Here is a 22,384-nt window from a genome sequence, read left to right as displayed (position 1 = left end):
CGCCGGCCCGTCAGAGCCCCCGCAGCAGCGCCTCCGCCACCTCGGCGGGGGACTTCCCTTGCTCGTCGACGGCCACGTTGAGCTCCCGCATCCGCTCCGCGTCGATCTTGCCCTCGAGCCCCCGCAGCGCCTCGATCACCTCCGGGTGCTCCCGCGCGAGCCGGGCGCTCGCGAGGACGACAGCGTCGTAGGGCGGTATCGCCCGCCGGTCGTCCTCGAGCACGCGCAGGTCGAACGACACGATGCGCCCGTCCGTCGAGAACGCGCTGATGACGTCCACCTCGCCCGCCCGCACGGCCTCGTACATGAGCGAGGGATCCATGCTGCGCTGCTTCGCGAACGCGATCCCGTAGCGCTGCTCGACCGTCTTCCACTCGGCGCGCTGGAAGAACTCGTAGTCTGCCCCGATCGACATCGATCGCGCCGCGGGCACGAGATCGCTCAGGGTCCGCGCGCCGAGCCGCTCGGCGAGCTCGCGCCGCATCGCGAGCGCGTAGGTGTTCTCGAAGCCGAGCGCCGCGGCGACCACGATCCCGTGCTCCTCGAGCAGGTACTCCTTCACGCCGCGGAGCACCTCGGCCCGGTCGGTCGGGGCGTCGCTCCGCTTCATGACCGCCACCCAGAGCGTCCCGGAGTAGTCCACGTACGCGTCGATCTGGCCCGTCCTCAGCGCGTCGAACGCCACCATCGACCCGAGCGACTCCACCGCTTCGGTGGGCAGCCCCGTGTCCCGCTCGATCTTCCCCGCGAGGACGCGGCCCAGGATGTACTGCTCGGTGAAGGTCTTCGATCCGATGGCGATCCGCCGCGCGCCGCCCCCGAGCGCCCCCCGCGCGAAGCCGACCGCCGCGATCGCGTAGAGCAGGACGAGCGCGCCGATCGCCGCCGCCACGAGCCCCCGGCGACGCCGGCGGAGGCCGATCTCGAGCGCCCTCACCGTGCCGTCCAGGACGAGCGCCAGCGCCGCCGCCGCCACGCACCCGACGAGCACGTCCGTCGTGTTGCGCGTCTGCAGCCCGCTGAAGATGTAGTTGCCGAGGCTCTCCGCGCCGATGGGCGTCGAGAGCGTCGCGGTCCCCACCGTCCACACCGTGGCCGTCCTGATGCCGGCGACGATCACGGGCATGGCGAGCGGCAGCTCCACGCGGCGGAGCCGCTGGCCCGGCGTCATGCCGACGCCCTCGGCCGCCTCGATCAGGGCCGGATCGACGCTGGAGAGCCCCACCACCGTGTTCTGGAGGACCGGGAACACGCTGTAGAGCACGAGCCCGATGAGCGCCGGCAGGTAGCCGATGCTCGGAGCGCCGATCGCGGCCAGCGCGGGCACCATGAACGCGAGCAGCGCCAGGCTGGGCACGGTCTGGATGACGCTCGCGACGGCGAGCACCGGCTGCTCGAGCCGGCGCGTGCGCGAGATGAGCACGCCGAGCGGCACGCTGACGCCCGTCCCCACGAGGAGCGCGACGAGCGTGAGCTCGAGGTGCGCGAGGAGGCGCCCGGCGAGCAGGGCGAGCTGCTCGTTCACGGCCGGCGCTCCCCCTCCCGGAGCAGCGAATCGATGACCGCCGCCTGCCGCTTCGGCGTCCCGACGAGCTGCGCCACGTACTCGTCCGCGGGGGCGGTCATGAGCTCCCGCGGCGTCCCCACCTGCGCGAGCCGCCCGCCCTGCATCACGGCGATGCGGTCGCCGAGCAGGAGGGCCTCGACGAGGTCGTGGGTCACGAAGATCGCGGTCAGGCCGAGCCGCCGCCGGATCGCCAGGAACGACTGCTGGAGCCGGTCGCGCGTCAGCGGATCGAGCGCCCCGAACGGCTCGTCGAGGAGCATCACCCTGGGCTCGGCGGCGAGCGCCCGCGCGACCCCGACCCGCTGCTGCTGGCCGCCCGAGAGCTGCTCGGGGCGGCGATCGCGCACGGCCGCCGGATCGAGCTCGCAGAGCTCGAGGAGCGCGTCGACGCGCGCCCGGATGCGCGCCGCGTCCCAGCCGAGCAGCGACGGCGTGACGCCGATGTTCTCCGCCACGGTGAGGTGCGGAAACAGCCCGAGCCGCTGGAAGACGTAGCCGATGCGCCGGCGCAGCGCGTGCGGCGGCTCGCCGGTGATGTCCTTCCCGCCGATCCGGATCGCGCCCGACGTGGGCTCGATGAGGCGGTTCACCATCTTGAGCGTGGTCGTCTTGCCCGAGCCCGAGCCGCCCAGGAGGACGAGGAGCTCGCCCTCCTCGACGCGCAGCGAGACCCCGTCGACCGCGATCGTGCCGGCGTAGCGCTTCGTGAGCTTGTCGAGCTCGATCATGCGGTCAGCCCGGCTGCGCCAAGGCGGTTCGCCCGCGCCCCGGCGCGCGGCGCGGGCGTGACCTCCGCGTCACACCCCGCACCCGACGTTGGCGCGCTGGAGCCCCGCGAGGCGCGCGTCCTCGAGCGCCTCGGCCTCGGCGAGGAGCCACCGGAACATCGCGTTCGCGATCGCGCGCTCCTTGCGCGCGTTGAACAGCCAGACGGCCGCGTGGCAGACGTCGGCGTGCACCTTGGGGAACGCGAGGCGGCGGAGCTCCGTGCCGACGAGCTCGGCCGCGGCCTCGTACTGCGCGCGCAGCGACGTCCACTCGCGCCACTCCGAGAGCGCCGGGAGCTCGCGCTTCTCGTCGACGCGGCGGCGCAGGGCGTCGCACGCGAGCTCCACCTCGGACAGGAGCTCGTCGCGGAGGCGCCGGCGCGTGCGGCCGAGGGTCGCGCCGAGGTCGTCCCACGCCGTGTGCGGCACGCGCGCCGCGCGCAGCGCCGCCGCGAGGTCCTCCTCGACCGCGCGCGCGAGCGGGCCGAGCGCGGCCTGCGCGCCCGAGGCGCCGAGCGACAGCGCGCGCTCGCGGAGCTCGGCCTGGGCGCGCTCGTCGTCGAGCGCCGCGTCCCACGCGCCGCCCAGCCGCCGGAGCTCGTCGCCCGAGACCTCGCCGCGCGGCCGGAGCAGCAGCGTCGCGTGGCGCAGCACCGCGCGGCTCCACAGGTCGCCCTCGGCCACCTTGGCGGCGCACGGCTCGGGCTCCTCCGGCTCCGGGCGCGCCGCGCCCTCGCCCGCGGCCAGGGCGCGGCGCAAGAGCGGGAGCGTGGCGCGGCGGCGGGGCGCGGCGAGCCAGCGGAGCCACAGCTCGAGCGCGCCCGGCGCGGGCTCCTCGCCGAGCACCCGCGCGGCGACGGCGCCGAGCAGCGACAGCGCCCGGCCGCGCCCCTCGCGCGCGCGATCGAGCACGGCCGTCCAGTCGCCGCGGGAGGCCGCGTCGGCGGCGAGCCAGCCCGCGGCGATGCGGCGGGCCTCGCGGGGGCAGGCGCGCTCATCGAAGCCGGCGACGCTGTCGAAGAGCGCCCGCGCGCCCTCCAGGTCGCTTCGGTGCGCCGCGAGCATCGCGCCGGCGACGACGCCCGCCCCGCGGAGCGGCTCCGGGCGCGCCGCGGGAGCCGCCCCGCCGCGCTCGCCGGCGCCCTCGATCCGCTCGCTGACCCAGGCCTCCGTTGCGGGGTCCGGCTTCCGCGCGCGGCAGAGCGCCCACGCCGCCGCGAGCGCCGCGCCGCCGCTCCGGTCGGCGCGCCAGGTCCAGTCCGAGAGCAGCGTCACGTGGTAGGCGACGCGCGGCAATCCCAGCGGAATGAACGCGTATCGCGCGACGAGCCAGGGCGCGATGAAGGGCACGAGCGGCGCGAGCAGCAGCGCGCACCAGAGCTGACCCGCGGCGAGGCCGATCGCGAGGACGACGGCCGCGGGCGCGAGGACGAGCCGCACGGCGGCGTGCCAGGTGCCCGCGCCGAGCGCGCCGGGGCGCGGCGGCGCTCCGGGAGAGGCCCTCCGCGCGGTCGCCTCGCTGATCATCCGCACGGCGATCGCGAGGGCCAGGAGGAGGCCCCAGCTCATCGCGCCCTCCAGCCGAGCGCGGCCAGCGCCTCCGGCCACGGCGCGCGCGGATCCTCGCCGGGCGGCTCCGGCGGCGGCAGCTCGCCGAGGTCGTCGTCGAGGTCGTCCTCCGGCGGGGGCCTCGGATCGAGCCGCGCCCACACCTCGTGCGCGAGGCGCCGCTCCGGGTCGCGGAGGGCCGCCATGGCCTGGCGCACCTTGTCGGCCGTCCGCGCGCCGGGGCCGACCGGCGTCGGGTAGGTCGCGGCGCTCGCGAGCTTGAGCTCGAGCATCCCGAGCAGCTTCTGCCCCTCGCGCTCGACCTCCGCGCGGCTCGCGCTCGGCCGCAGGCCGAGCACGTAGAACGGGTTGTCGCGGATGCGCCCGAGCGCGCCGTCCATCACCGCACCCCCGACTCGTGGCCGAGCCTGCGCTTCTGCGCGTCGATCGGCAGCAGGCGCCAGATCTCCTCGGTGATCGCCCGCAGCGCGGCCGTGTCGCCGCGCTCCGCCGCGCCGCGCCCGTCGCGCACGAGCTTCTGCGCGCGGACCAGATCCGAGGCCTGGTGCGCCTCGGAGGCGGCGTCCTCGAACATCCACACCCACGCCTTCGGGTGCCGCTGGAACGCCGCGCTGCTCAGGTTGCGGACGAGGCGGAGCTGCCGCTGGAGCTCGACCTGGTTCTTCTCGGCGCGCGCCCGCGCCACGCCCTGCGCGGCCTCCTCGAGGAGCGCCTTCTCGGTGCTCGACCCGAGCTGCGAGATCCACACCGACGCGTTCGCGACGGAGGCCTGCGCCTCGGCCTCGAGCTCCGGCCAGCGCTTGTCGGCCTCGGCCTGCTCGAGCAGGACGTCGAGCTCGAGCAGCGCGCGGCGCGCCTTCTGCCCGGCGTCGGCGTCGCCGCCGCGCGCCGCGGCCGCGTCGCGCTCCACCTCGACCAGCGCGCATTCGACGTAGGTGACCTTGCCGAGCGCGTGCGGCGCGTCCCTGCGCAGGGCGCTCTCGCGCACCGAGGCGAGCCGCTCGCGCATGGCGGCGAGCGAGGCGTCGAGCACCTCGGGCGCCGCCTCGGGCACGAGGAGGTGCGCGACGCGCTCGAACACGAGCCCCTGCGACGGGATCAGCGCGCGCGCCGACAGGTGCCCGCCCCGATCGAGCTCGAGCGTGAGCTCGATCGCCGAGCCCGCCGGCAGGGCCTGGGTGAGCCCGCTCCCGTCGATCTCGAGGTTCCCGACCACGCGGCAGAGGTGGGCGACGTCGAGCTCGCCCTGCACGATGGGGATCTTCAGCACGCACGCGCCGGAGCCCTTCGGCACGCTCTCCACGCTGTGGTGCACGAACGTCCGCCGGGCCGGCAGCGGCGCGCCCCGCTCGAAGTAGACCCGCACGGAGTTGTCCGCGAGCGCGACCCCGACGGTGCGCGACAGCGGCGGATCGCTGATCGTGAGCCCCTGGACGATGGTGATCGCCTGCGGGTGCACCGGCACCGTCGCGCCGCCGGCCGCGGTCGCCTCGACGCGGAACACGTTCGGCCGGCGCGGGAGCAGGTCGACGGTGACCACGAACGCCCCCTCGGCGTCGAGCGGCGCCTCGGCGCTCGTCCAGCCGTCGCCCTCGCGCGCGAGCCGGATCCGCTCGGGCGCGGCCCCCGGCCCCTCCATGACGCGGCCCACCACGTGGGGCGTCAGGTCGGACGACATCGCCGGGTACTGGAGCCAGAGCCGCCGGCCCTCCTCCTTGCCCTCGTTCGCCCGCCCGCGCGAGGCGGATACCCGCGCGTCGAGCCCGGCGGTCGCCGCGTAGATGGCGGCCCCCTGCGCGACGAGGGTCATCGGGTCGAGCCCCTCGCCGAAGGGCGCGCCGAGCGCGTCCCTGACGCGCGCCCGCAGCGCCGGCATCACGGTCGGTCCGCCCACGAGCACGACGCGCGCGAGCTGCGACGCGTCGAGGCCGTGCGCCGCGATCAGCCGCCTGCAGACCTCGATCGAGCGGTCGATGATCGGCGCGCAGAGCGCGTCGAGCGTGGACCTTTGCAGGACCAGATCGACGTCGACGCGCGCGCCGTCCACCTCGAACGCCGCGGGGATCGCGAGCGCCGCGTCCTCGGCGCGGGTGAGCTCGATCTTGACGTCCTCGACCGCGAGCTTGAGCTTGCGGAGCGCGGCGGCGTGCCGCGGGTCGGCGCGGCTCACGGTGACGCCCTGGGCGCGCGCGATCTCGGCGAGCGCCCAGTCGACGATGGCCCAGTCGAAGTCGCGCCCGCCGAGGAAGTTGTCGCCGTCGTGCCCGACGACGCGGAGCAGCCCGTCGCGCGTCTCGAGCAGCGAGACGTCGAAGGTCCCGCCGCCGAGGTCGTAGACGAGCCAGCTGCCCGTGGTCTCCTCGGCCGTCCAGCCGGCCGCGAGCGCCGAGGCGACCGGCTCCTGGATCAGCTCGACGCGCTCGAACCCCGCGAGCCGCGCCGCCTCCGAGGTCGCCGAGCTCTGGGGCAGCTCGAACAGCGCGGGCACCGAGATCACCGCCGACGAGGGCAGGGCCCCGAGGTGCTCGGCGACGTCGGCGCGCAGCGAGCGGAGCACCTCGGCGGCGAGCTGTTCGGGCTTCCTCGTCACCTTCGCCGCCGCGAACTCGATCGGCTGGGCTGTCCCCATCAGCCGCTTGAACTCCGCGCGGGTGTTCTGCGGATCGCTCTCGAGGAACCGGCGCGCGCGCGCGCCGACCGTGGTCGTCCCGCGCGCGTCGATCCGCACCACGCTCGGGGTGAGCGTCGCGCCCTGGGAGTTCCTGACGAGGGTGACCTTCTCGCCGTCGAAGGCGGCCGCGGTCGAGTTCGTGGTGCCGAGGTCGATACCGACGTAAAGCGGGCGTGCAGCCATCGCGTGCAAGGATACACGCGCGGAACGGCGGCCGCCCGGGCGAGCCGACCGAAGACCGGGCGAGGCCGCGGGCTGGCGGCTCCGGGCTCCGAGCGCCTGCTCGCCTTGGAAGCCGAGCGCCGGCTCGCGGACGCGCCGGCGGCGCTCGGCCGGTTCCGTCGAGAGCATCGGCGGCGCCTGACCCGGCGCTGCCACCGCCTGACGGCCGCGGTCACCCCGCGAACAGCTGCGTCACCCAGACCCGGCCGCTCGGGTCGCGCACGACGGCCACGCCGGTCCTTCCGTAGCGCCGCTCGAGCAGGTTGCCCCGGTGCGACGGGCTCGCCCAGATCGCGCGGTGCGCTCCCTCGGTCGTGCTCGAGCTGGCCACGTTCTCTCCCGCGATCGTGGCCTGGTAGCCGGCCGCCTTGAGGCGCACCGCCGGGTCGCCCGAGCCCACGTCGTGGCCCACCAGCTTCGCCTTGATCATCTCCTCGGAGTGCGCCCGCGCCAGCGCGCTGAGCGCCGCGTCGCGCGCGAGCGCCGGCAGGCGCTCCGAGGCCCGCGCGGCGTTCATCATCCGCAGCATCGCGTGCTCGTCGCCCTGCGCGCCCTTCGCGGCCTCCTCGCCGGGCGCGGTCGCGCGGACGAAGCGGCCCGGCGGGGCGCTCCCCGCGAAGATCATCGCCTCCAGCACGGGCCTCGGCCCGGTCGACACCGTGGCCAGCACCTGCACGAGCCAGCTCCCCGGCTGGTCGACCGCGAAGCTCGAGCGGAGCCGCGCGCCCGACAGCGAGCTCAGCACCGTCTTGGGCGCGCCCCGCGGCCCCAGCAGCACCACCTTCGCCGCGGTCGCCGGCACGCGCATCGTCCCCTCGAGGGTCACCCACTGTCCCACCCGCGCCTTCGTCGGCAGCGGCGACAGATCCGCGAGCGCGTCCACCCCGACCGCGGCCACGATCACCGTCCCATCCGGCTTCTTCGCCTGGGCCACCCCGCATCGCCGCACCCCGAGCGCGGTCCAGCCCGCGATCCACCCGTCGAGCCGCGCGCCGATGTCCGCCGGCCCGAGCCCTCGGCCCGAGATGGACCAGCCCCGCGGCCAGGCGTGCGGCGCGCCTGCGGCGCGCAGGGTGAATGCGAGCTCATCGGGCGGCATGATCTCCCCTCCCTGGAGCTGCCGCTCGACGTTGCGCCGGGCGACGTCGGCGAGCGCCGTGTCCGCGCTCCCGCAGCGCGACGCGAGCGCGGCGATCTCCGGCGCGAGCGCCGCGGTCGGCTGCGGCGATCGCGTGGTCGCCGCCCACGTGAGCGCCGGCGGCTCCGCTGCCGCCGCCCCGGCGAAGGTGAGTGACGCGCCGAACACCCCTGCGGCCCACCACGACCTCATGCGCCTCGGCTAGCAGATTTCCCGACCCGGCGCCTCTTTCCTGCCGCCCCGCAGCGCGCATCCGACAGGCGCGCATCCAACAGGCGCGCGCCTGTCGGATGCGCGCTTCCTCGCATCGAGGCGATCGAGACGAAAGCCGCGCGGTCTCGCGGTCAGCTCGTGCTAGCGTGGCGTCGCGCAGGATGGCTGAGGTCTCCAAGGCCGCGAAGGTCGGCGTCATGACGATCGTGCTCGCAGGCGCAGCCTACGGCGGGTACCGCTTCGTCTCGCGCGATGTGGGCGGCGGGAACGGCTACCGGGTCTGGGCCACGCTGCCGGACGCCATCGGCGTGTCCCCGCAATCGCGGGTGATGATCTCGGGCATCCAGGTCGGCGTCGTCGACAAGATCTCGCTCTACAACGGCCAGGCGCGCATCGACATCAAGATGAGCCCCGACGTCCCGCTCTACGAGGACGCGGCCATCGGCAAGCGCGCCACGAGCCTCATCGGCGAGTCGTTCGTCGTGCTCTCGCCCGGCACCGAGGGCAAGCCGCGCATCCCCGACGAGGGGAGGGTCCTGTTTTACATCGACGAGCCGACGATCCAGTCGATGCAGGGGCAGGTCGCCGAGATCCTGAAGGACGTCAAGACCGTCACCGAGACCCTGAAGAACACCGTCGGCTCCGAGAACGGACAGGAGCGGCTCGCGCAGATCCTCGACAACCTCGCGGACGTCACCGAGCAGATGAACGCGACCGTGCGCGAGAACCGCGCGGGCGTCACGCAGACGATCAGCAACATCAACCAGATCACGGGCGAGTCGGGCCCGCGCCTGCGCGAGATCCTGCGCAACGTCGAGCAGGTGAGCCGCGACATCCGCACGATGACGGCCGCGGCCGAGGTGCCCGGCCGCGACGGGAAGCCCGGCGAGCTCCGCAGCGCCGCGGAGCGGGTGGGCCGCGCGACCGAGAACCTCGAGTCGGCGCTGAAGCACGCGGACAGCATCGCCGCGCGCGTCGACCGCGGGGAGGGGACGCTCGGCCGCCTCACCAAGGACGAGACGCTGATCAACGAGGTCGAGACCGTCGTCCAGGACGTCGGCGAGCTCGTCGGCGGGATCAGCCGGTTTCAGACCGTCGTCGGGCTGCGGACCGACTACAACTTCCTGGCCAACACCATCAAGAGCTATGTCGAGCTCAGGCTCCAGCCGACCGAGGACAAGTACTACGTCGTCGAGCTGGTGAACGACCCGCGCGGCAAGACGGACTTCCAGCAGATCGACGTCGACACGACCAACCCGAACGACCCCGCGCACTACCGGGAAGTCCGCACGATCACGACGAACGCCTTCCGCTTCTCGTTCCAGTTCGCGAAGCGGATGGGCCCGTTCACGGGCCGGTTCGGCATCAAGGAGTCGACGGGCGGCCTCGGCCTCGATCTCCACCTGCTCGACGACCGGTTCGAGCTCCGCCAGGACCTCTTCGGCTTCGGCGAGGAGCTGTCGCCGCGCTGGCGGGTCGCGCTCGCCTACGAGTTCATCCGCAAGCTGTGGCTGCTCGGCGGCATGGACGACATCCTGAACACCGATCGCCGGGATTACTTCATCGGCCTGCAGCTCCGGTTCAACGACGCCGACCTGAAGACGGTCCTGCCCTTCGCGCCGACGAGCTTCTGAGCACGTCGCCGACGTTCGGCGCGGCCTCCGCCGGTGCGCCCGGGCCCGTGTGCTATAGCGCGGGCATGAAGCGCTTGCTTCTTCGCAGAGTGCGTCGGGGATACGCATTCTTGATTCCTTTCCTCGCGATCGCCGCGGCCGCCGGTGTGGCGGCCTGTCAGGGGTGCAAGCCCCCTGCGACGGGCGCCGCGAGCGCGGAGGCGGGCGCCGATGCGGACGCGACCCGGCCGACGGTGCGGCTCTACGTGCTCAGCACCGTGGCCGGCGCGCTGGAGCCGTGCGGCTGCACGAAGGACCAGCTCGGAGGCATCGACCACCTCGCCGCCCTCATCGAGAGCCAGCGCGACGAGGCGCCGGATCGCCTCGTGGTCGGCGCGGGGCCGATGCTCTTCATGGAGCCCGAGGTGAAGCCGGAGCGCCGCTCCCAGGACGCCTGGAAGGCCGAGGCGATGGCGCTGGCGGCGAAGGAGATCGGGCTCGCGGCGTGGGCGCCCGGCGAGAACGACTGGGCGCTCGGCGCCGAGGCGCTCGCGAAGTACAAGGCGCAGGCCGGGGCGGCCCTGCTCGCCAGGAACCTCGAAGGCGCGGGGGGCGTCCAGGGTGTCGTGGTGCGCGACGTCTCCGGCGTGAAGGTGGGCCTCATCGGCGTGAGCGACCCGAAGGGCCGCACCGGCGCCTATCCCGAGGGCGTCAAGGCCGGTCCGGCGATCGACGCGGTGAAGGCGGGCGTCGAGGAGGCGAAGAAGCAGGGCGCGACGGTGTTCGTGGGGCTCGCGGCCTTGCCGCGGGGCGAGGCGCTGCGGCTCGCGGACAACGCGCCGGAGCTGCACGTGCTCGTGCTGGGCAAGCCCAGCGAGCGCGGCGACATCAACGACGGCCCGAAGCCGCCGGTGCTCATCGGAACGACGCTGGTCGTGGAGACGCCGAACCACCTCCAGTCGGTGGCGGTCGTGGATCTCTTCGTTCGCGGCGAGGGCGACGGCCCGCTCGTGTTCGCCGACGCGGGCGGCGTCGCGAAGGCCGAGGAGCTCATCAGCCTGTCGGCGCGGATCCGGGAGCTCGAGATCCGCCTCAACGGCTGGGAGGGCAGCAAGACGGTCGCCGAGAAGGACGTCGCCGATCGGAAGGCCGATCTGGAGAAGCTCCGGGCCGAGAAGGCGAAGCTCGAGGCGGCGGAGACGAAGGTGACCGGCAGCTTCTTCCGCTACAGCTCGGTGGAGGTGCGCGAGAAGCTCGGCGCCGACAAGGAGGTCGCCGGGCAGCTGCTCGCCTATTACAAGCGGGTCAACGCCCACAACAAGGAGGCCTTCGCGGATCGCGTCCCCGAGCCTCCGGCGAAGGGCCAGGCCAGCTACATCGGCATCGACGCCTGCACGAACTGCCACGAGGAGGAGCGCAAGGTCTTCGACGGCACCGCGCACGCGCGGGCCTACGCGACGCTCCAGCAGGATTTCAAGGAGTACAACCTCGACTGCGTGAGCTGCCACGTGACCGGCTACGGCAAGCCGGGCGGCTCCACGGTGACGCACAACGCCTCCCTGCAGAACGTGCAGTGCGAGGAGTGTCACGGCCCGGGCTCGCTGCACGCGAAGGACCCCGAGACGAAGGGGCTCATCGTGCTCTCGCCCGCGCCCGAGAGCTGCGTCACGCAGTGTCACCACCCGCCGCACGTCGAGGGGTTCGAGCCCATGTCCAAGATGCAGCTCATCCTCGGGCCCGGGCACAGCCGGTACTGACGCAGGGGCGGCGCGCGACGGCGGCCCTGCGGGCTGCAGCATTTCCGCGCCGTATCGATCGCGCTACGGGGAGCGCCCGTGACGAATGTCCACGCCGTCGTCTCCCGCCTGGGCCCGGCCGAGAGCGCGATCCTCGCGGAGCTCGCCGCGGGCGAGCCGCCGTTCGCGGTGCACCGCCGCGCCGCGCTGAGCTCGGCGCTCCGCTACCTCGAGGGCGGCCGCGGCTCGCCGGTGGTCCTCCTGCACGGCCGCGGGAACGCCGCGACGACGTGGTTCCCGCTGCTCCCCGAGCTCGCGCGGCGCCACCGCGTCGTCGCCGTGGATCTGCCGGGGTTCGGCCACGCCTCGTCGCCCCCGTTCGAGGGTGGCGGCTTCGAGGAGGGCCTCCGCTTCTTCGCCGATCCGGTCGAGGAGCTCCTCCTCGAGCTGGGTCTCGGCGACGCCGCGCTCGTCGGTCACTCGCTCGGCGCGCTTGTCGCGGCGGAGATCGCGCTCCGCAGGCGCGTGCGTCCGCGGAAGCTCGCGCTCCTCGGCGCGATGGGGGTCGGGCCGGTCATGACCGCCCGGAGCCGCGCCTACTTCCGCGCCCCGCCGGAGCGCCTCGCGCGGGTGCTCGGCGCCGCGCTCTTCCGCCGCATCCACCCGCCGCGGCCCACGCCCCTCGGCGAGCGCCTCGCGGCCCTGCACGGCGAGCTCTACGCCGTGCCCGACGGCCGGGTCGCGCCCGTCGCCGCGTTCAACGCGCTGTTCCCCGCCGTCGGCCCCGTGCCCCATCGCCTCGCGCGGCTCGGCGAGATCGACGCGGAGACGCTGGTGCTCTGGGGCGAGCGCGACGACGTGTTCCCGGCGCCGCTCGGCATCGCCGCGGCCGCCGCGATCCCTCGCGCCACGCTGCGCATCGTGCCGCTCGGCCACGCGCCGCACCTGGAGGACCCGGCGCTCGTGCTTCCCGAGCTCATCGCGTTCCTCGCGCCCGGAGCAGCCCCCTGCCCGTAGCCCTCGTGCGGCGCCGTGACACCGCCGTGGCTGTCCAGGAAGGGCGGGGGGCCGTCCAGGAAGAGAGGGTGGCCGTCCAGGAACCGAGGGTGGCCGTCCAGGAAGAGAGGGGCGCCGTTCAGGAAGAGAGGGGCGCCGTCCAGGAAGAGAGGGGCGCCGTCCAGGAAGAGAGGAGCGCCGTCCAGGAACCGAGGGTGGCCGTCCAGGAACGAAGAATGCGCTCGCTCCGACCGCGGCGGCCCTCGGCCATCTCGATGCGGCTGGCGCATTCTCGACCCGCCCGTGAAATTTTGGGGAGGGTCCGCGCGAATTGTCTGGGTCCAGCATGATTCCAGCCACCACGCCGCCGTCTTTCCAAGCGTCCGACGGGCTGCCCGCGGCGTCGCTTGTGACGGTGGGGGCGTCTTTCGACGAGACGGCCGCCCTGCGGCCCGTGGTGCGCGCGGCGATCGCCTGCGTGCTCGGTGAGCGGGCCGACCACCCCGACGTCGAGGATTGCACCCACGAGGCGCTCGCCCGGGCCCTCGAGGGGCGCAGCCGCCTCCGCGACGGCGAGCCGCTGCGCCCCTGGGTGCTCGGGATCGCGCGTCACGTGGCGCTGGACGTGCTGCGCCGCCGCCGCCGCACGCGGCGCGTCGAGGCGCTCCCGGAGGCGAGCGCCGAGGAGCAAGGCGAGCTCCTCGATTCGGTGGCGGATCCGGCGCCCGGGCCGGAGGAGCGCGCCGCGCAGACCGAGCGCGCCTGCCGGATCGAGCTGGCCCTGCAGAAGCTGGCCGAGCCCCAGCGCCGCGCGCTCCTGGCCTTCCATGTTGAAGGGCTCAACTACCAGCAGATATCACGCCGGCTCGACATCCCGCTCGGGACGGTGGCGACGTGGATCGCGCGAGGCAGGCGCTGCCTGGCCGAGGCGCTCGGGGAGTGATGATGCAGAACGACGACAAGCTCGCGCCGGACCTCGTGTGGCAAGCCGACGGCCATCTGACCGAGATAGCGCTCACCGCGCTCGGCGACGGCGAGGAGGCCATCCTGCCCGAGGGCGCGCTCGCGCATGTCGCTCGCTGCCAGTGCTGCTCCGCGGAGCTCGGCCAGGCGGCGCTCCTGTCGCTCCGCGCGGGGGAGCTGCTGCGCGCCCAGGCGGCGCCCGGCGGCGCGAGGGAGCCCGCCGCGGCGCGCGCCCCGCTGCCGGTCCCCGCGCTCGCCTTCGCCCTGGCGATCTCGGCGCTCGGCGCGGCGCCGTCGCTCGTGGCCGGGGCCGGCGGCCTGCGGGAGGGCTGGGCGGGGCTCTGGCACGCCTGCTCGGTGGTGGTGAGCATCGGCTGCGCCTTCGCGGGGAGCGGGGCCCTGTCCGGGTGGCTCACGGCGCTGCCATGGCTCTCGGCGGCGCTGCTCCTGCTCGTGGGGGTCGGTGTCGCGTGGACCCGGGGAAACCAGCTCTCGCTGAACGGAGGGATGTGATGCGCATCGTCTCGACTCGTCTCTTTTCCTCCTCGCGCCTCGGCGCCGCTGCGCTGGGCGCCGCGCTGGGGGTCTCGACCAGCGGCGCGGCCACGGCGGAGATCCTCCGCAAGGGGTCCTGGCCAGACGTCGAGCCGAAGGTGAGCGTCGAGCTGAGCAACGAGCCGCGCAGCGAAGCGCTGAAGCGCGTCGCCCAGGCGGCCGGGTGGAGCCTCGTGCTCAACGTGCCGCCCGGCAACGCCGTCGATCTCCACGTGAAGGACCAGCCGGCGGACCGGGTGCTGGAGCTCCTGCTCGCCGACGGGAGCTACGTCGCGACCCGTGACGGTGACCTGATCGCGATCGCCCCGGCCCCGGCGACGCCGCAGCCGACGCTGGCACCGGAGACGCCCGCGCCCGGGCCCCCGGCGGCGCTCGCGCCCTCGGCGTCGCCCGGCGACGCGGAGGACGAGGACGCCGAGGAGGCGCCGCCCTCCTCGCGCGGCCGGGATCGGTTCGTGACCGGGGGCAGCCTCCGGGTCGAGAAGGGCGAGGTGGTCAACGACGTGTCGGTGATCGGCGGCTCGCTCGACGTGTGGGGCACCGTCACCGGCGACATCGACGTGATGGGCGGCTCCACGCACCTCCACGAGGGCGCGCGCGTGCGCGGCGACGTGTCGACGGTGGGCGGCCCCCTCACCGTGGCCGACGGAGCCCGCATCGACGGCGACGTCGACGTCGTGGGCGGCCCGCTCCACCGGGGCGAGCGCGCGCGCATCCGGGGCGACGTGAACAACGATCTGAGCCCCGCGGGAGGCGACGGAGCGAGCGCGCAGGGAGCGTCCACGCTCGCGCGCAGGGCCGGCCACGCGGTGACGCGCACGGCGTTCCTGTTCGCGTTCGGCGCGGTGATGCTGGCGCTCTGGCCGAGGCGCATGGAGACGCTCAAGGTCGAGATCGCCGCCCGGCCCATGCGATCGTTCGCGCTCGGCGTGGTGGGCGTCCTCGGCGCCCTCGCGATCGCCGTCGCCCTCTGCGTCACGCTGATCGGCGTGCCGTTCGCGGTGATCGGCCTGCTGCTCGCCGTCGTCGCCGTGGTCGCGGGCGGCTGCGCCGTGCTCGAGACGGCGGGGGCGGGGCTCTTCGGTCACCGGACCAAGAACCCCTACGTTCACCTCGCGATCGGCTGCCTCGGCGTGCTGATCGTCAGCGCGATCCCGTACATCGGCGGCGCGCTCTGCGCGGCCGTCGCGCTGATCGGCGCCGGGGCGCTCGTCGCGACCCGTCTCACGGGGCTCCTCCGCCCGAAGGCGCGGAGCGAGGGGACGGGAGGCCCCTACCGCACATCGCCTTGACGGGCCCGCGCGGCGACGGGCCCGCGCGGCGCGCCGGCCGCTTGATGGGCCGGCGCGGCGCGCCGGCCAGCGCCGGCCGCGCCGGCACGGATCGACCTGAAGCCGCGGTCGCTCAGTGCACGCCGCCGACGAGCCACGCCTGCGCCGGGACGAGCACCTCTTCCGGTGAGCCTCCGCCCTGCGACGCCGGGCCGGTCGCGCTGCCGTCTCCCATGGACGTCATGCGGAACCCGTGGTCGCCGAACACGAGCAGCAGGGTCCGCGGCGGCAGGCTGGCCATGAACCGCGCGACAACGTCGGCGACCTCCTCCGCGATGGCCTCGATCCGCTCGGCGAGCGGCGGCCCCGCGGCGCGCAGGCGCGCCTCCACGAGGTCGAGCTTCATCAGCTCGCGCGACCCGACCCGCTCGCGCCGCAGCGTCGCCACGGCGCGCCCGCGGGCGATGGCGGGCTCCGCCTCGGTCGGGGGCATCGTCTCGCGGAGCCCGTCCGGCCCGCGGGCGAGCAGCGACATCTGCGCCGTCGTCGTGGGCGGCAGCGCCGCCCAGAGCAGCGAGCGCTCCACAAGGATGGCCCGATCCATCAAGATCTCCTTCAGGTGGGCGGCGACGCGCTCGCCGAGGTCGAAGCGCATCGCGTCCACGAGCAGGAGCTTCACCCCGCGCGCCCCGTTGAGCCGGCCGATGCGGGCGGCGATGTCCGGCGCATCGAACACCATGGGCGGCCGCTTGCCGGTCACGCGCAGCGCCGAGAACGCCTCCCGGTAGCTGTGCTCGAAGCTGGTCCTCCAGCTGTCGACCACGCCGCGCACGGCCGCGTCCGTCTCGCCCGCGAGCGTCGCGCCGAGCAGCGGCGTGTAGTGGGTGGCGAACAGCTGCTCGATGACCCGGACCGGCTTCGGGCCGCGGGCGTTGTCGAGCTCGACGGCGAGCGTTCTCCACTCGGCCGCGCTGAGGACCCGGTTGCGCGGCGCCTTCCGCTCCGTCCGCGCCGGCGGCATCGCGTCGGCGTCCGCCTGGGCGGCGTCGAGGATCGGCGCGGCGTGCGCGCTCGGCGCGGCCTCGTGCGCGGCGCGCGGTGGTCTGAGCGTCGTTGCCGCGCCCCGCGCCTCGGCCGGCGCGCCCGGATCGGCGCTGGCCAGGGCCATCGCGAGCGTCTCGTTCGCGGCGGGCGGCGAGCCCGCCCCGTGCGCCGGCGCGGCGCCTGGGCCTCTCCCGGCGGAGAAGACGGCCGCCGGTGCGTCCGGGCGGCGGATCCTCGACGAGCGGGGGGGCAGCACGCCGCGCGGCCTCGCCTCCGTCCTCCCCTCGGCGGAGGGCGGCGCCGGCGCTCCGGGCGCTGTCGGCTCGGCCGGGAGCGCCTCGTCCGGGGCGAGCGCTGCGGCGCCCTGCTGCGCCGGCCCGACGGGGCGCTCCGGCTCGCGCGCCGCGAGGCTGCGCTCCGGCTCGCGCGCCGCGAGGCTGCGCTCCGGCTCGCGCGCCGCGAGGCTGCGCTCCGGCTCGCGCGCCGCGAGGCTGCGCGCCGGCGCGCGCACGTGGGAAATGGCGCCGGGCCCTTCGAGCGCGTTCCTCGCGACGAGGTCCGCGAGGGGCACCGGCGCGAGCACCTGCGCGGACCTGTCGTCCTCGTCGAAGACGAGGGCGACCGGCGCCTCGCGCGCCGCGCCGAGCCAGGCGAGGAGCGTCGCGCTGTCCTCCGGAGGGAGCGCGCCCCGCGCGCCGCCCGCGAGCCGTGGCAGGGCGACGGCGAGCCCCGCGGCGCCGAGCGCCCTCGCCCGGAAGATCTGGTCGGCGATCACCGCCTCGAGCGGGTCGCCTGCCTGGACCCGCGGCGGCAGCGCGCCGCGCATCGCCAGCGCGAGCTCGACGGCCTCGTCGAGCGCCGCGCGGAGCTGCCCGTCCGGCGCCGCCGGGGCGCTCGCCCAGAGGAAGCGCCGCGCCCTGAGCTCACGCTCGGAGTCGGCGCCCTGCCCGCTCGGGGCAAAGCGGATCATGCCGGACGGAGGCACAGGGGGGGACGGCGATCGGCCCTCCTCGGAGGCGACATCGAGGCGGGAGACAGGATCGAGGCGCATCGCGCGGCAACCTCGCAGAACTCGCCGAAAGGGGCCAAGTTTCGGCGATCGGGCGGGCGGAGGCCGCCGGGGGACGCCCGCGGGGGCGCGGACTCAGCCGGACTCGCGCGCCGTCTCGGCCATGAGCGCGAGCAGGGCGCAGGCGATGGCGAACCGGGCGTCGACCCTCCCCTGGTTCATCGACAGGTCGAGCGTGAACTCCTTGACGAAGAACCGGAACACCTGGGTCACCTTCGCGACCTCCTGCTGCTGGAGCTCGATATGCCACTTGCCGGTGAGGAGCGGGAACATGCGGCGGAGCAGCGCGGCGCCGTCCTCCTGCATCAGCCCGACCGGCTGATCCGAGGGGTCGAGGATGTCCCAGGTGTCGCGGAGGAGCGACTTGAGGCCGCGCGAGCGGAGGGTCCCGACCCGCTCGCCGGTGCGCGCGTCGAGGACGTCCAGACATCGATTGAGGGCGATGACCTGCCGCGATCGGATCGTGAGCAGCGGCTGCGACTCCGACTCATCGGCGAAGAGGGTGAACTCCTGGCGCAGCTTGAGCAGCGGGTGCTTGACGAAGCACACGAGGGAACCGTCGGGCGCATAGACGTGAAACTTGCGGCCGAGCAGCGACCAGAAGGGCCGCTTGATGGTGTAGGTGGGGTGCGCGAAGGGTTGAACCGCGAGGCCGCCGTACGCGGCGGGGCCCATGGAGGTGGCAGGCTGCATCGGGGCCGAGTAGGCCGGAGCGGAGCGCCTCGGTCAAGCGACGTCTACCGCGCGCTCGGGGCCCTTCCGCCGGACATGCCCGCCGCGATCGCCTTCGCGATCTCCGGTTTGACGACCTTGCCCATCGCGTTGCGCGGCAGGCTCGGTACGACGATCGACTCGCGCGGCACCTTGTAGGGCGCGAGCCGCTCCTTCGCCCAGGCGCGGAGCGGTCCGGTCGCGCACTCCGCCTCTCGCCCCGGCGCGGCGACGACGACCGCGACCACGCGCTCGCCCCATGCTTCGTCCGGGACGCCGATCACCGCGACCTCGGCGATCGCGCCGTGCTCGCGCAGCGCCTCCTCGATCTCGAGGGCGGACAGCTTGTACCCGCCGCTCTTGAGGATATCGACCGAGGTCCGCCCGAGGAGGCGGAAGCACCCGTCGCCGGAGCGCTCCGCGACGTCGCCCGTGCGGAACCAGCCGTCCTGGAAGGCCGCGGCGGTGGCGTCCTCGCGCCCGAGATAGCCCTTGAAGACGCTCGGCCCCCGGATCCAGAGCTCGCCCCGCGCGACCGCGGCGCCGCCGCGTTGCGCCACCGCCTCGCCCGACACCTCGTCCGGCGCCCATTCCGACGCGTTGCCCGCGTCGTCCGTGATGCGGGCCTCGACGGTCGGCAGCGGAGAGCCGACCCAGCCTGCCCGCCGGCCGCCCGGATCGAGCGGGTTGCTCATGCCGACGCCGATCTCGGTCATCCCGAAGCGCTCGAGCGGGATCGTGCCGGTGAGGTCGCGCCAGCGCTCGGCCAGCGTCACCGGCAGCGCCGCGGAGCCGCTCGTCGCCAGCCGGAGGGCCCGCGCCCCCGCGGCGAAGCCGAGCGCGTCGCCGCGGTCGAGCTGCTCGAACAGCCGCTGGTACATGGTCGGCACCGCCATGAACGCCGTGGCGGAGCGGCGCGCGATCTCGGCGGCGACGCGCTGGGCGTCGAAGCGCGGCAGCATCCTCGTCGCGCTGCCCGCGAGCAGCGACGTCGTGAGCGCGATGGCGACGCCGTGGAGGTGGTGCAGCGGCAGCGCGTGCAGCAGCACGTCGTGCTCGGAGAAGCCCCAGGCCGCGCGCAGGAGCTCCGCCTGCACGGCCAGGTTGCGGTGCGTGAGGAGCGCCCCCTTCGGCTTGCCGGTCGTGCCGCTCGTGTAGAGCAGGAGCGCCGGATCGTCGGCGGCGATGTCGGAGATCGCCCCCTCCGGCCCCGGGGCGGCGCGCTCGAGGTCCTCCACGCGGAGCACGGCGCGGCCCTGCGCGATCGGGGCGACCACGGCGGCGAGCTCGTCTCCGGCGATGATCTCCGGCGATGATCCGCCGCACGCCGGCGTCGCTCGCGAGCCACTCGAGCTCTGCCGGCGGATAGAGGGGCGACAGCGGCAGCGCGATCCCGCCGGCGAGGATGGCGCCGAGGAACGCCGAGATCCACGCCGCGCCCGGCGGCACGAGGAGCAGGATCCGCTCCCCGTCCAGGGATGCCAGGGAGCTCGGGCTCGCGCGCCCGTCCACGCCGCGCCGCCCGCTGTCGGCGAGCAGCGCGCCGCGCACGCGGAGGGCTCGCTCCGTGAGCGCCGCGAAGGTCGTCGGCCCCCGGTCGTCCTCGACGGCGATTCGAGCGGACGATCCGAGCTGAGCCAGCCGTTCGACGAGCGGTGAAGCCATCGCGCGAACTCTCGCACAGCGGAGGTGCGCGGAGCCAGGCCGGTTGGTTACACTGCTGCGCCATGCGAGCCTCCTGCCTCCGTTCCGGCGCCTTGCCCCGCCTCGCGGCCGTCGCCGGCTTGATCCTGGCCGCGGCGGCGTGCGAGAGCGCGCCGAAGCCGTCCGAGCCCGGCGCCGCCGCCACGGCGGCCCCGGTCGTCGAGGCGCCCGCCGAGCCGCCGAAGCCGAAGGGCATGCCCGAGCTGCTCGTCGATTCCATGGGCCCCTACCTCGGCCAGCGCGTGGATCTGGCGCAGAAGGACGGGGCCGAGAAGCTCGCGAAGGTGGTCCGCGCGCTGCCGATCGACGGCAAGCCCGTCACGTTGCTGGCCGACAAGAAGGCGAAGCCGAGCGCGGTCGCCGCCGTCGTGACGGAGCTCGGCGCGGCCGGCGCGCCGAAGGTCATCATCAAGACCGACGGCCGCGACGACCTCCCGAAGGAGATCACGGTGGTGCCGGAGGGGCGCGTGTCGAAGCCCCCCGCCTGCGCCGTCAGCGCGATGGTGCTGAAGGACCTCGCGACGGCGATCTGGCCGTTCGGCGGCGGCATGGGCAAGCGCCAGCGGAAGGGGCTCGCCGGCCCGGATCTGTCGCACACCGGCGAGCAGCTCACGAAGGACATCGCCGCGTGCAGCGCGACGGTGGCCTTCTTCTCCGCGGACGACGGTGTGCCCTGGGAGATGGCGCACAACCTGGCGGGCACGATCATCGGCTCCGACGCCAAGAAGAAGCTCGACACGCTCGTCCTGCTCCGCGCTGCCCCGGTCGCGGGGCGGCCGGTGCAGCTCGGTGGAGGCTGACGTGCGCGGCGCCGGGGGCTCCATCACCCTGGATCGCCGCACCCTCAGGGGCGCGTCCGCCGGAAGGAACGTCCGGTGCGCCCGGCGCCCGGCGCGCGCCGTTGCGAGAAGACTGTCAATTTCTTGTGGGGAGAGGCTCTGTGGGGTCTCGTTGCGCGCGGGCATGGCGGGGCAGGGCAGCGCGGCACGATCCGGCACACGGGGGGTGCTGCGAGCGCACGGAAACCGCGGGCGGGCGCTCGCCGTTGGGGCCGGCCTGGATCATGAATAGGGCGAGTCGCCGGTCCCCTGCGCCATCGGGGGCGTGACGATCACGGGAGGATGGTTCGGACATGTCGAAGCGACTTCTTGCATCGGCCCGCGCGAACAGGGGCCGCAGCCTCCGTCCTCGGGCTTCTCAGCCCCGCATGTCGGCGGCGCCTGAGGGGCCGGCCTTCGCGACCCAGGATGCGGCGCAGCCGGTGGCGAGCGGCCAGGACGTCGCCGCCGGGGCGGTTGCGGAGCTCTCCGCTGCTCCTGCGCCGGCAGCCGAGGTCGGTGCGACCGCTGCGCCACCGGCCGTCGAGGCGCCTGCCGCTCCGTCGGTAACGCCGGCGCCCGCTGTCCCGTCGGTAGCGCCGGCGCCCGATGCCCCGTCGGTAGCGCCGGCGCCCGGTGCCCCGTCGGTAGCGCCGGCGCCCGCTGCCCCGTCGGTTGTCCGAGTGGCCGCGGCTCCGCTGGCCACGGAGGCGCCCGCTGCTCGGTTGGCTGAAGAGGCGCCCGCTGTTTCGAGGATCTCCGAGGCGCCCGCCGCGCCGTCGGCCGCTCCACGCAGCACGAGCGACGCGACGCCTCTCAAGGCGCTGGATTCCGACCCGTCGACCGCGTCTGAACGAGCCGGCGCCTCGGAGCCGCCGGCAGGCCCGGCGTCCTCACCCGACGAGCCGTCGCCCGACTCGGACGCGCTCGATCTGATTGACCCTTCCTCGCCGACGGCGGCGTTCTTCCGGCGCGAGGAGGAGTCGTTCCCGCCGCTCACCGAGGTGGCCAGCCATCCCGACGAGCACGCTGACGAGCGCCTCGTGGTGGTGCATCAGCTGTCGCCCGAGACCCTCGCCCGCCGGGCGCGCCTTCGCCGGATCGTCGCGGCGGTCGCGGGGCTCGCCGGGGTGATCTCCGTCGCGGTGGTCGCCAAGTCGGTGCTCTCGGGCAAGCCGTCCTCGCCTGCGCCGGTCGCGATGGCAGCGCCTGCTTCGAAGCCGGCGCACATGGAGGCGAAGCTCTTGGCCGTGGCAGGGAATCCTGCTCCCGCACGGGAGAAGGCGCCTGCGCAGGCCGAGCCGGCGCGGACGGAGGCCGCGGCAAAGGGGGCGGAGGCCGCTCCCGATCCGCTGAAGGCGACCGCGGAGGCGGAGAAGGCCGAGGCGGAGAAGGCAGCCGCGGAGAAGGCCGAGGCCGAGAAGGCTGCGGCCGAGACGGCCGAGGCAGCCGAGGCCGCGAAGGCCGCGGCGCCCGCGGTCAGCCCTGAGGACGCAGGCAAGCTGAAGAAGGAAGCGCTGAGCTTCCTCAACCGCGGCAGGTACAAGGACGCGATCGAGGCGTCTCGCGCGGCCATCGCGGCAGATCCGACCGACGCGCTGCCCTATCTCTACCTGGGCTCGGCGCTCCAGGACACGGGCAAGTGGAAGGATGGCGTCGCGGCGTACAGCGAGTGTGTTCGCCATGCCACGAAGGGCCCCGTGCACGAGTGCAGGGCCATGGGGGGCCGGAAATAGCGCTCGGCCCGGGCGCCAGGC

At 74.7% G+C, this 22,384-nt stretch carries 17 protein-coding genes and 1 pseudogene; 8 read left to right on the top strand and 10 right to left on the bottom strand.

The window, feature by feature from the left end:
- Window positions 1–10 precede the first annotated feature (10 nt).
- From WMF36_RS39895 to WMF36_RS39870, 6 genes are all read right to left on the bottom strand, one after another.
- Complete coding sequence (locus WMF36_RS39895) at window positions 11–1,525, bottom strand: glycine betaine ABC transporter substrate-binding protein (protein ID WP_437576072.1); 1,515 nt, start codon at window positions 1,523–1,525, stop codon at window positions 11–13.
- Complete coding sequence (locus WMF36_RS39890; RefSeq protein WP_437576071.1) at window positions 1,522–2,295, bottom strand: ABC transporter ATP-binding protein; 774 nt, start codon at window positions 2,293–2,295, stop codon at window positions 1,522–1,524. The genes WMF36_RS39895 and WMF36_RS39890 overlap by 4 nt, the downstream gene beginning before the upstream one ends.
- A 69-nt stretch (window positions 2,296–2,364) precedes the next feature.
- Window positions 2,365–3,903: a hypothetical protein gene (locus WMF36_RS39885; protein WP_437576070.1), complete on the bottom strand. Its 1,539-nt coding sequence runs from the start codon at window positions 3,901–3,903 to the stop codon at window positions 2,365–2,367.
- The gene (locus tag WMF36_RS39880) at window positions 3,900–4,283 is read right to left on the bottom strand and encodes a hypothetical protein (protein ID WP_437481789.1); all 384 of its coding nucleotides are present in this window, start codon (window positions 4,281–4,283) and stop codon (window positions 3,900–3,902) included. The genes WMF36_RS39885 and WMF36_RS39880 overlap by 4 nt, the downstream gene beginning before the upstream one ends.
- On the bottom strand, window positions 4,283–6,757 hold the full coding sequence (locus WMF36_RS39875) for an Hsp70 family protein (protein ID WP_437576069.1): 2,475 nt from the start codon (window positions 6,755–6,757) through the stop codon (window positions 4,283–4,285). The genes WMF36_RS39880 and WMF36_RS39875 overlap by 1 nt, the downstream gene beginning before the upstream one ends.
- A 211-nt stretch (window positions 6,758–6,968) precedes the next feature.
- On the bottom strand, window positions 6,969–8,126 hold the full coding sequence (locus WMF36_RS39870) for a CAP domain-containing protein (protein WP_437576068.1): 1,158 nt from the start codon (window positions 8,124–8,126) through the stop codon (window positions 6,969–6,971).
- Window positions 8,127–8,308: 182 nt separating this feature from the next.
- Here WMF36_RS39870 and WMF36_RS39865 point away from each other — a divergent pair, with 182 nt between their 5' ends.
- The 6 genes from WMF36_RS39865 to WMF36_RS39840 all read left to right on the top strand — a co-directional run bounded on the left by WMF36_RS39865 (window position 8,309) and on the right by WMF36_RS39840 (window position 15,302).
- Window positions 8,309–9,781, top strand: a complete 1,473-nt coding sequence (locus tag WMF36_RS39865) for an MlaD family protein (protein ID WP_437576067.1) — start codon at window positions 8,309–8,311, stop codon at window positions 9,779–9,781.
- Window positions 9,782–9,891: 110 nt separating this feature from the next.
- Window positions 9,892–11,517, top strand: a complete 1,626-nt coding sequence (locus tag WMF36_RS39860) for a multiheme c-type cytochrome (protein ID WP_437576066.1) — start codon at window positions 9,892–9,894, stop codon at window positions 11,515–11,517.
- Window positions 11,518–11,595: 78 nt separating this feature from the next.
- Window positions 11,596–12,513, top strand: coding sequence for an alpha/beta fold hydrolase (locus WMF36_RS39855; protein WP_437576065.1), 918 nt, complete (start codon window positions 11,596–11,598; stop codon window positions 12,511–12,513).
- Between the two features lie 325 nt (window positions 12,514–12,838).
- A complete protein-coding gene (locus WMF36_RS39850) occupies window positions 12,839–13,435 on the top strand; it encodes an RNA polymerase sigma factor (RefSeq protein ID WP_437576064.1) in 597 nt (198 codons plus the stop codon).
- A complete protein-coding gene (locus WMF36_RS39845; RefSeq protein WP_437576063.1) occupies window positions 13,435–13,968 on the top strand; it encodes a hypothetical protein in 534 nt (177 codons plus the stop codon). The genes WMF36_RS39850 and WMF36_RS39845 overlap by 1 nt, the downstream gene beginning before the upstream one ends.
- On the top strand, window positions 13,968–15,302 hold the full coding sequence (locus tag WMF36_RS39840; RefSeq protein WP_437576062.1) for a hypothetical protein: 1,335 nt from the start codon (window positions 13,968–13,970) through the stop codon (window positions 15,300–15,302). Before WMF36_RS39845 ends, WMF36_RS39840 begins: the two co-directional genes overlap by 1 nt.
- Window positions 15,303–15,414: 112 nt before the next feature.
- Here the strand turns inward: WMF36_RS39840 and WMF36_RS39835 are convergent, their stop codons facing one another.
- The 4 genes and pseudogenes from WMF36_RS39835 to WMF36_RS39820 all read right to left on the bottom strand — a co-directional run.
- Window positions 15,415–17,376 carry a hypothetical protein gene (locus WMF36_RS39835; RefSeq protein ID WP_437576061.1) on the bottom strand — a complete coding sequence of 654 codons (1,962 nt, stop codon included), beginning with the start codon at window positions 17,374–17,376 and terminating at the stop codon, window positions 15,415–15,417.
- Window positions 17,377–17,469: 93 nt separating this feature from the next.
- A complete protein-coding gene (locus WMF36_RS39830) occupies window positions 17,470–18,087 on the bottom strand; it encodes a hypothetical protein (protein ID WP_437576060.1) in 618 nt (205 codons plus the stop codon).
- Between the two features lie 44 nt (window positions 18,088–18,131).
- The gene (locus WMF36_RS39825) at window positions 18,132–19,382 is read right to left on the bottom strand and encodes an AMP-binding protein (protein ID WP_437576058.1); all 1,251 of its coding nucleotides are present in this window, start codon (window positions 19,380–19,382) and stop codon (window positions 18,132–18,134) included.
- An 82-nt stretch (window positions 19,383–19,464) separates the two neighbouring features.
- Window positions 19,465–19,770, bottom strand: a pseudogene (locus WMF36_RS39820) (AMP-binding protein); the annotation flags it as partial.
- A gap of 62 nt (window positions 19,771–19,832) precedes the next feature.
- Here WMF36_RS39820 and WMF36_RS39815 point away from each other — a divergent pair.
- Window positions 19,833–20,609 carry an ExbD/TolR family protein gene (locus WMF36_RS39815; protein WP_437576057.1) on the top strand — a complete coding sequence of 259 codons (777 nt, stop codon included), beginning with the start codon at window positions 19,833–19,835 and terminating at the stop codon, window positions 20,607–20,609.
- A 743-nt stretch (window positions 20,610–21,352) separates the two neighbouring features.
- Window positions 21,353–22,363, top strand: a complete 1,011-nt coding sequence (locus WMF36_RS39810; protein ID WP_437576056.1) for a tetratricopeptide repeat protein — start codon at window positions 21,353–21,355, stop codon at window positions 22,361–22,363.
- Window positions 22,364–22,384 lie beyond the last annotated feature (21 nt).

The organism is Sorangium sp. So ce887 (genome assembly GCF_051521455.1).
In the GTDB taxonomy this organism is placed as follows: domain Bacteria; phylum Myxococcota_A; class Polyangia; order Polyangiales; family Polyangiaceae; genus Sorangium.
This window is presented reverse-complemented; position numbering and strand designations above follow the sequence as displayed.

What these genes read in the sequence shown, in the direction of transcription:
- WMF36_RS39840 (WP_437576062.1), top strand. Translation starts at nt 13,968, where the DNA reads ATGCGCATCGTCTCGACTCGTCTCTTTTCCTCCTCGCGCCTCGGCGCC.
- WMF36_RS39830 (WP_437576060.1), bottom strand. Translation starts at nt 18,087, where the DNA reads ATGCAGCCTGCCACCTCCATGGGCCCCGCCGCGTACGGCGGCCTCGCG.
- WMF36_RS39845 (WP_437576063.1), top strand. Translation starts at nt 13,435, where the DNA reads ATGATGCAGAACGACGACAAGCTCGCGCCGGACCTCGTGTGGCAAGCC.
- WMF36_RS39875 (WP_437576069.1), bottom strand. Translation starts at nt 6,757, where the DNA reads ATGGCTGCACGCCCGCTTTACGTCGGTATCGACCTCGGCACCACGAAC.
- WMF36_RS39815 (WP_437576057.1), top strand. Translation starts at nt 19,833, where the DNA reads ATGCGAGCCTCCTGCCTCCGTTCCGGCGCCTTGCCCCGCCTCGCGGCC.
- WMF36_RS39850 (WP_437576064.1), top strand. Translation starts at nt 12,839, where the DNA reads ATGATTCCAGCCACCACGCCGCCGTCTTTCCAAGCGTCCGACGGGCTG.
- WMF36_RS39865 (WP_437576067.1), top strand. Translation starts at nt 8,309, where the DNA reads ATGGCTGAGGTCTCCAAGGCCGCGAAGGTCGGCGTCATGACGATCGTG.
- WMF36_RS39885 (WP_437576070.1), bottom strand. Translation starts at nt 3,903, where the DNA reads ATGAGCTGGGGCCTCCTCCTGGCCCTCGCGATCGCCGTGCGGATGATC.
- WMF36_RS39870 (WP_437576068.1), bottom strand. Translation starts at nt 8,126, where the DNA reads ATGAGGTCGTGGTGGGCCGCAGGGGTGTTCGGCGCGTCACTCACCTTC.
- WMF36_RS39880 (WP_437481789.1), bottom strand. Translation starts at nt 4,283, where the DNA reads ATGGACGGCGCGCTCGGGCGCATCCGCGACAACCCGTTCTACGTGCTC.
- WMF36_RS39835 (WP_437576061.1), bottom strand. Translation starts at nt 17,376, where the DNA reads ATGCGCCTCGATCCTGTCTCCCGCCTCGATGTCGCCTCCGAGGAGGGC.
- WMF36_RS39890 (WP_437576071.1), bottom strand. Translation starts at nt 2,295, where the DNA reads ATGATCGAGCTCGACAAGCTCACGAAGCGCTACGCCGGCACGATCGCG.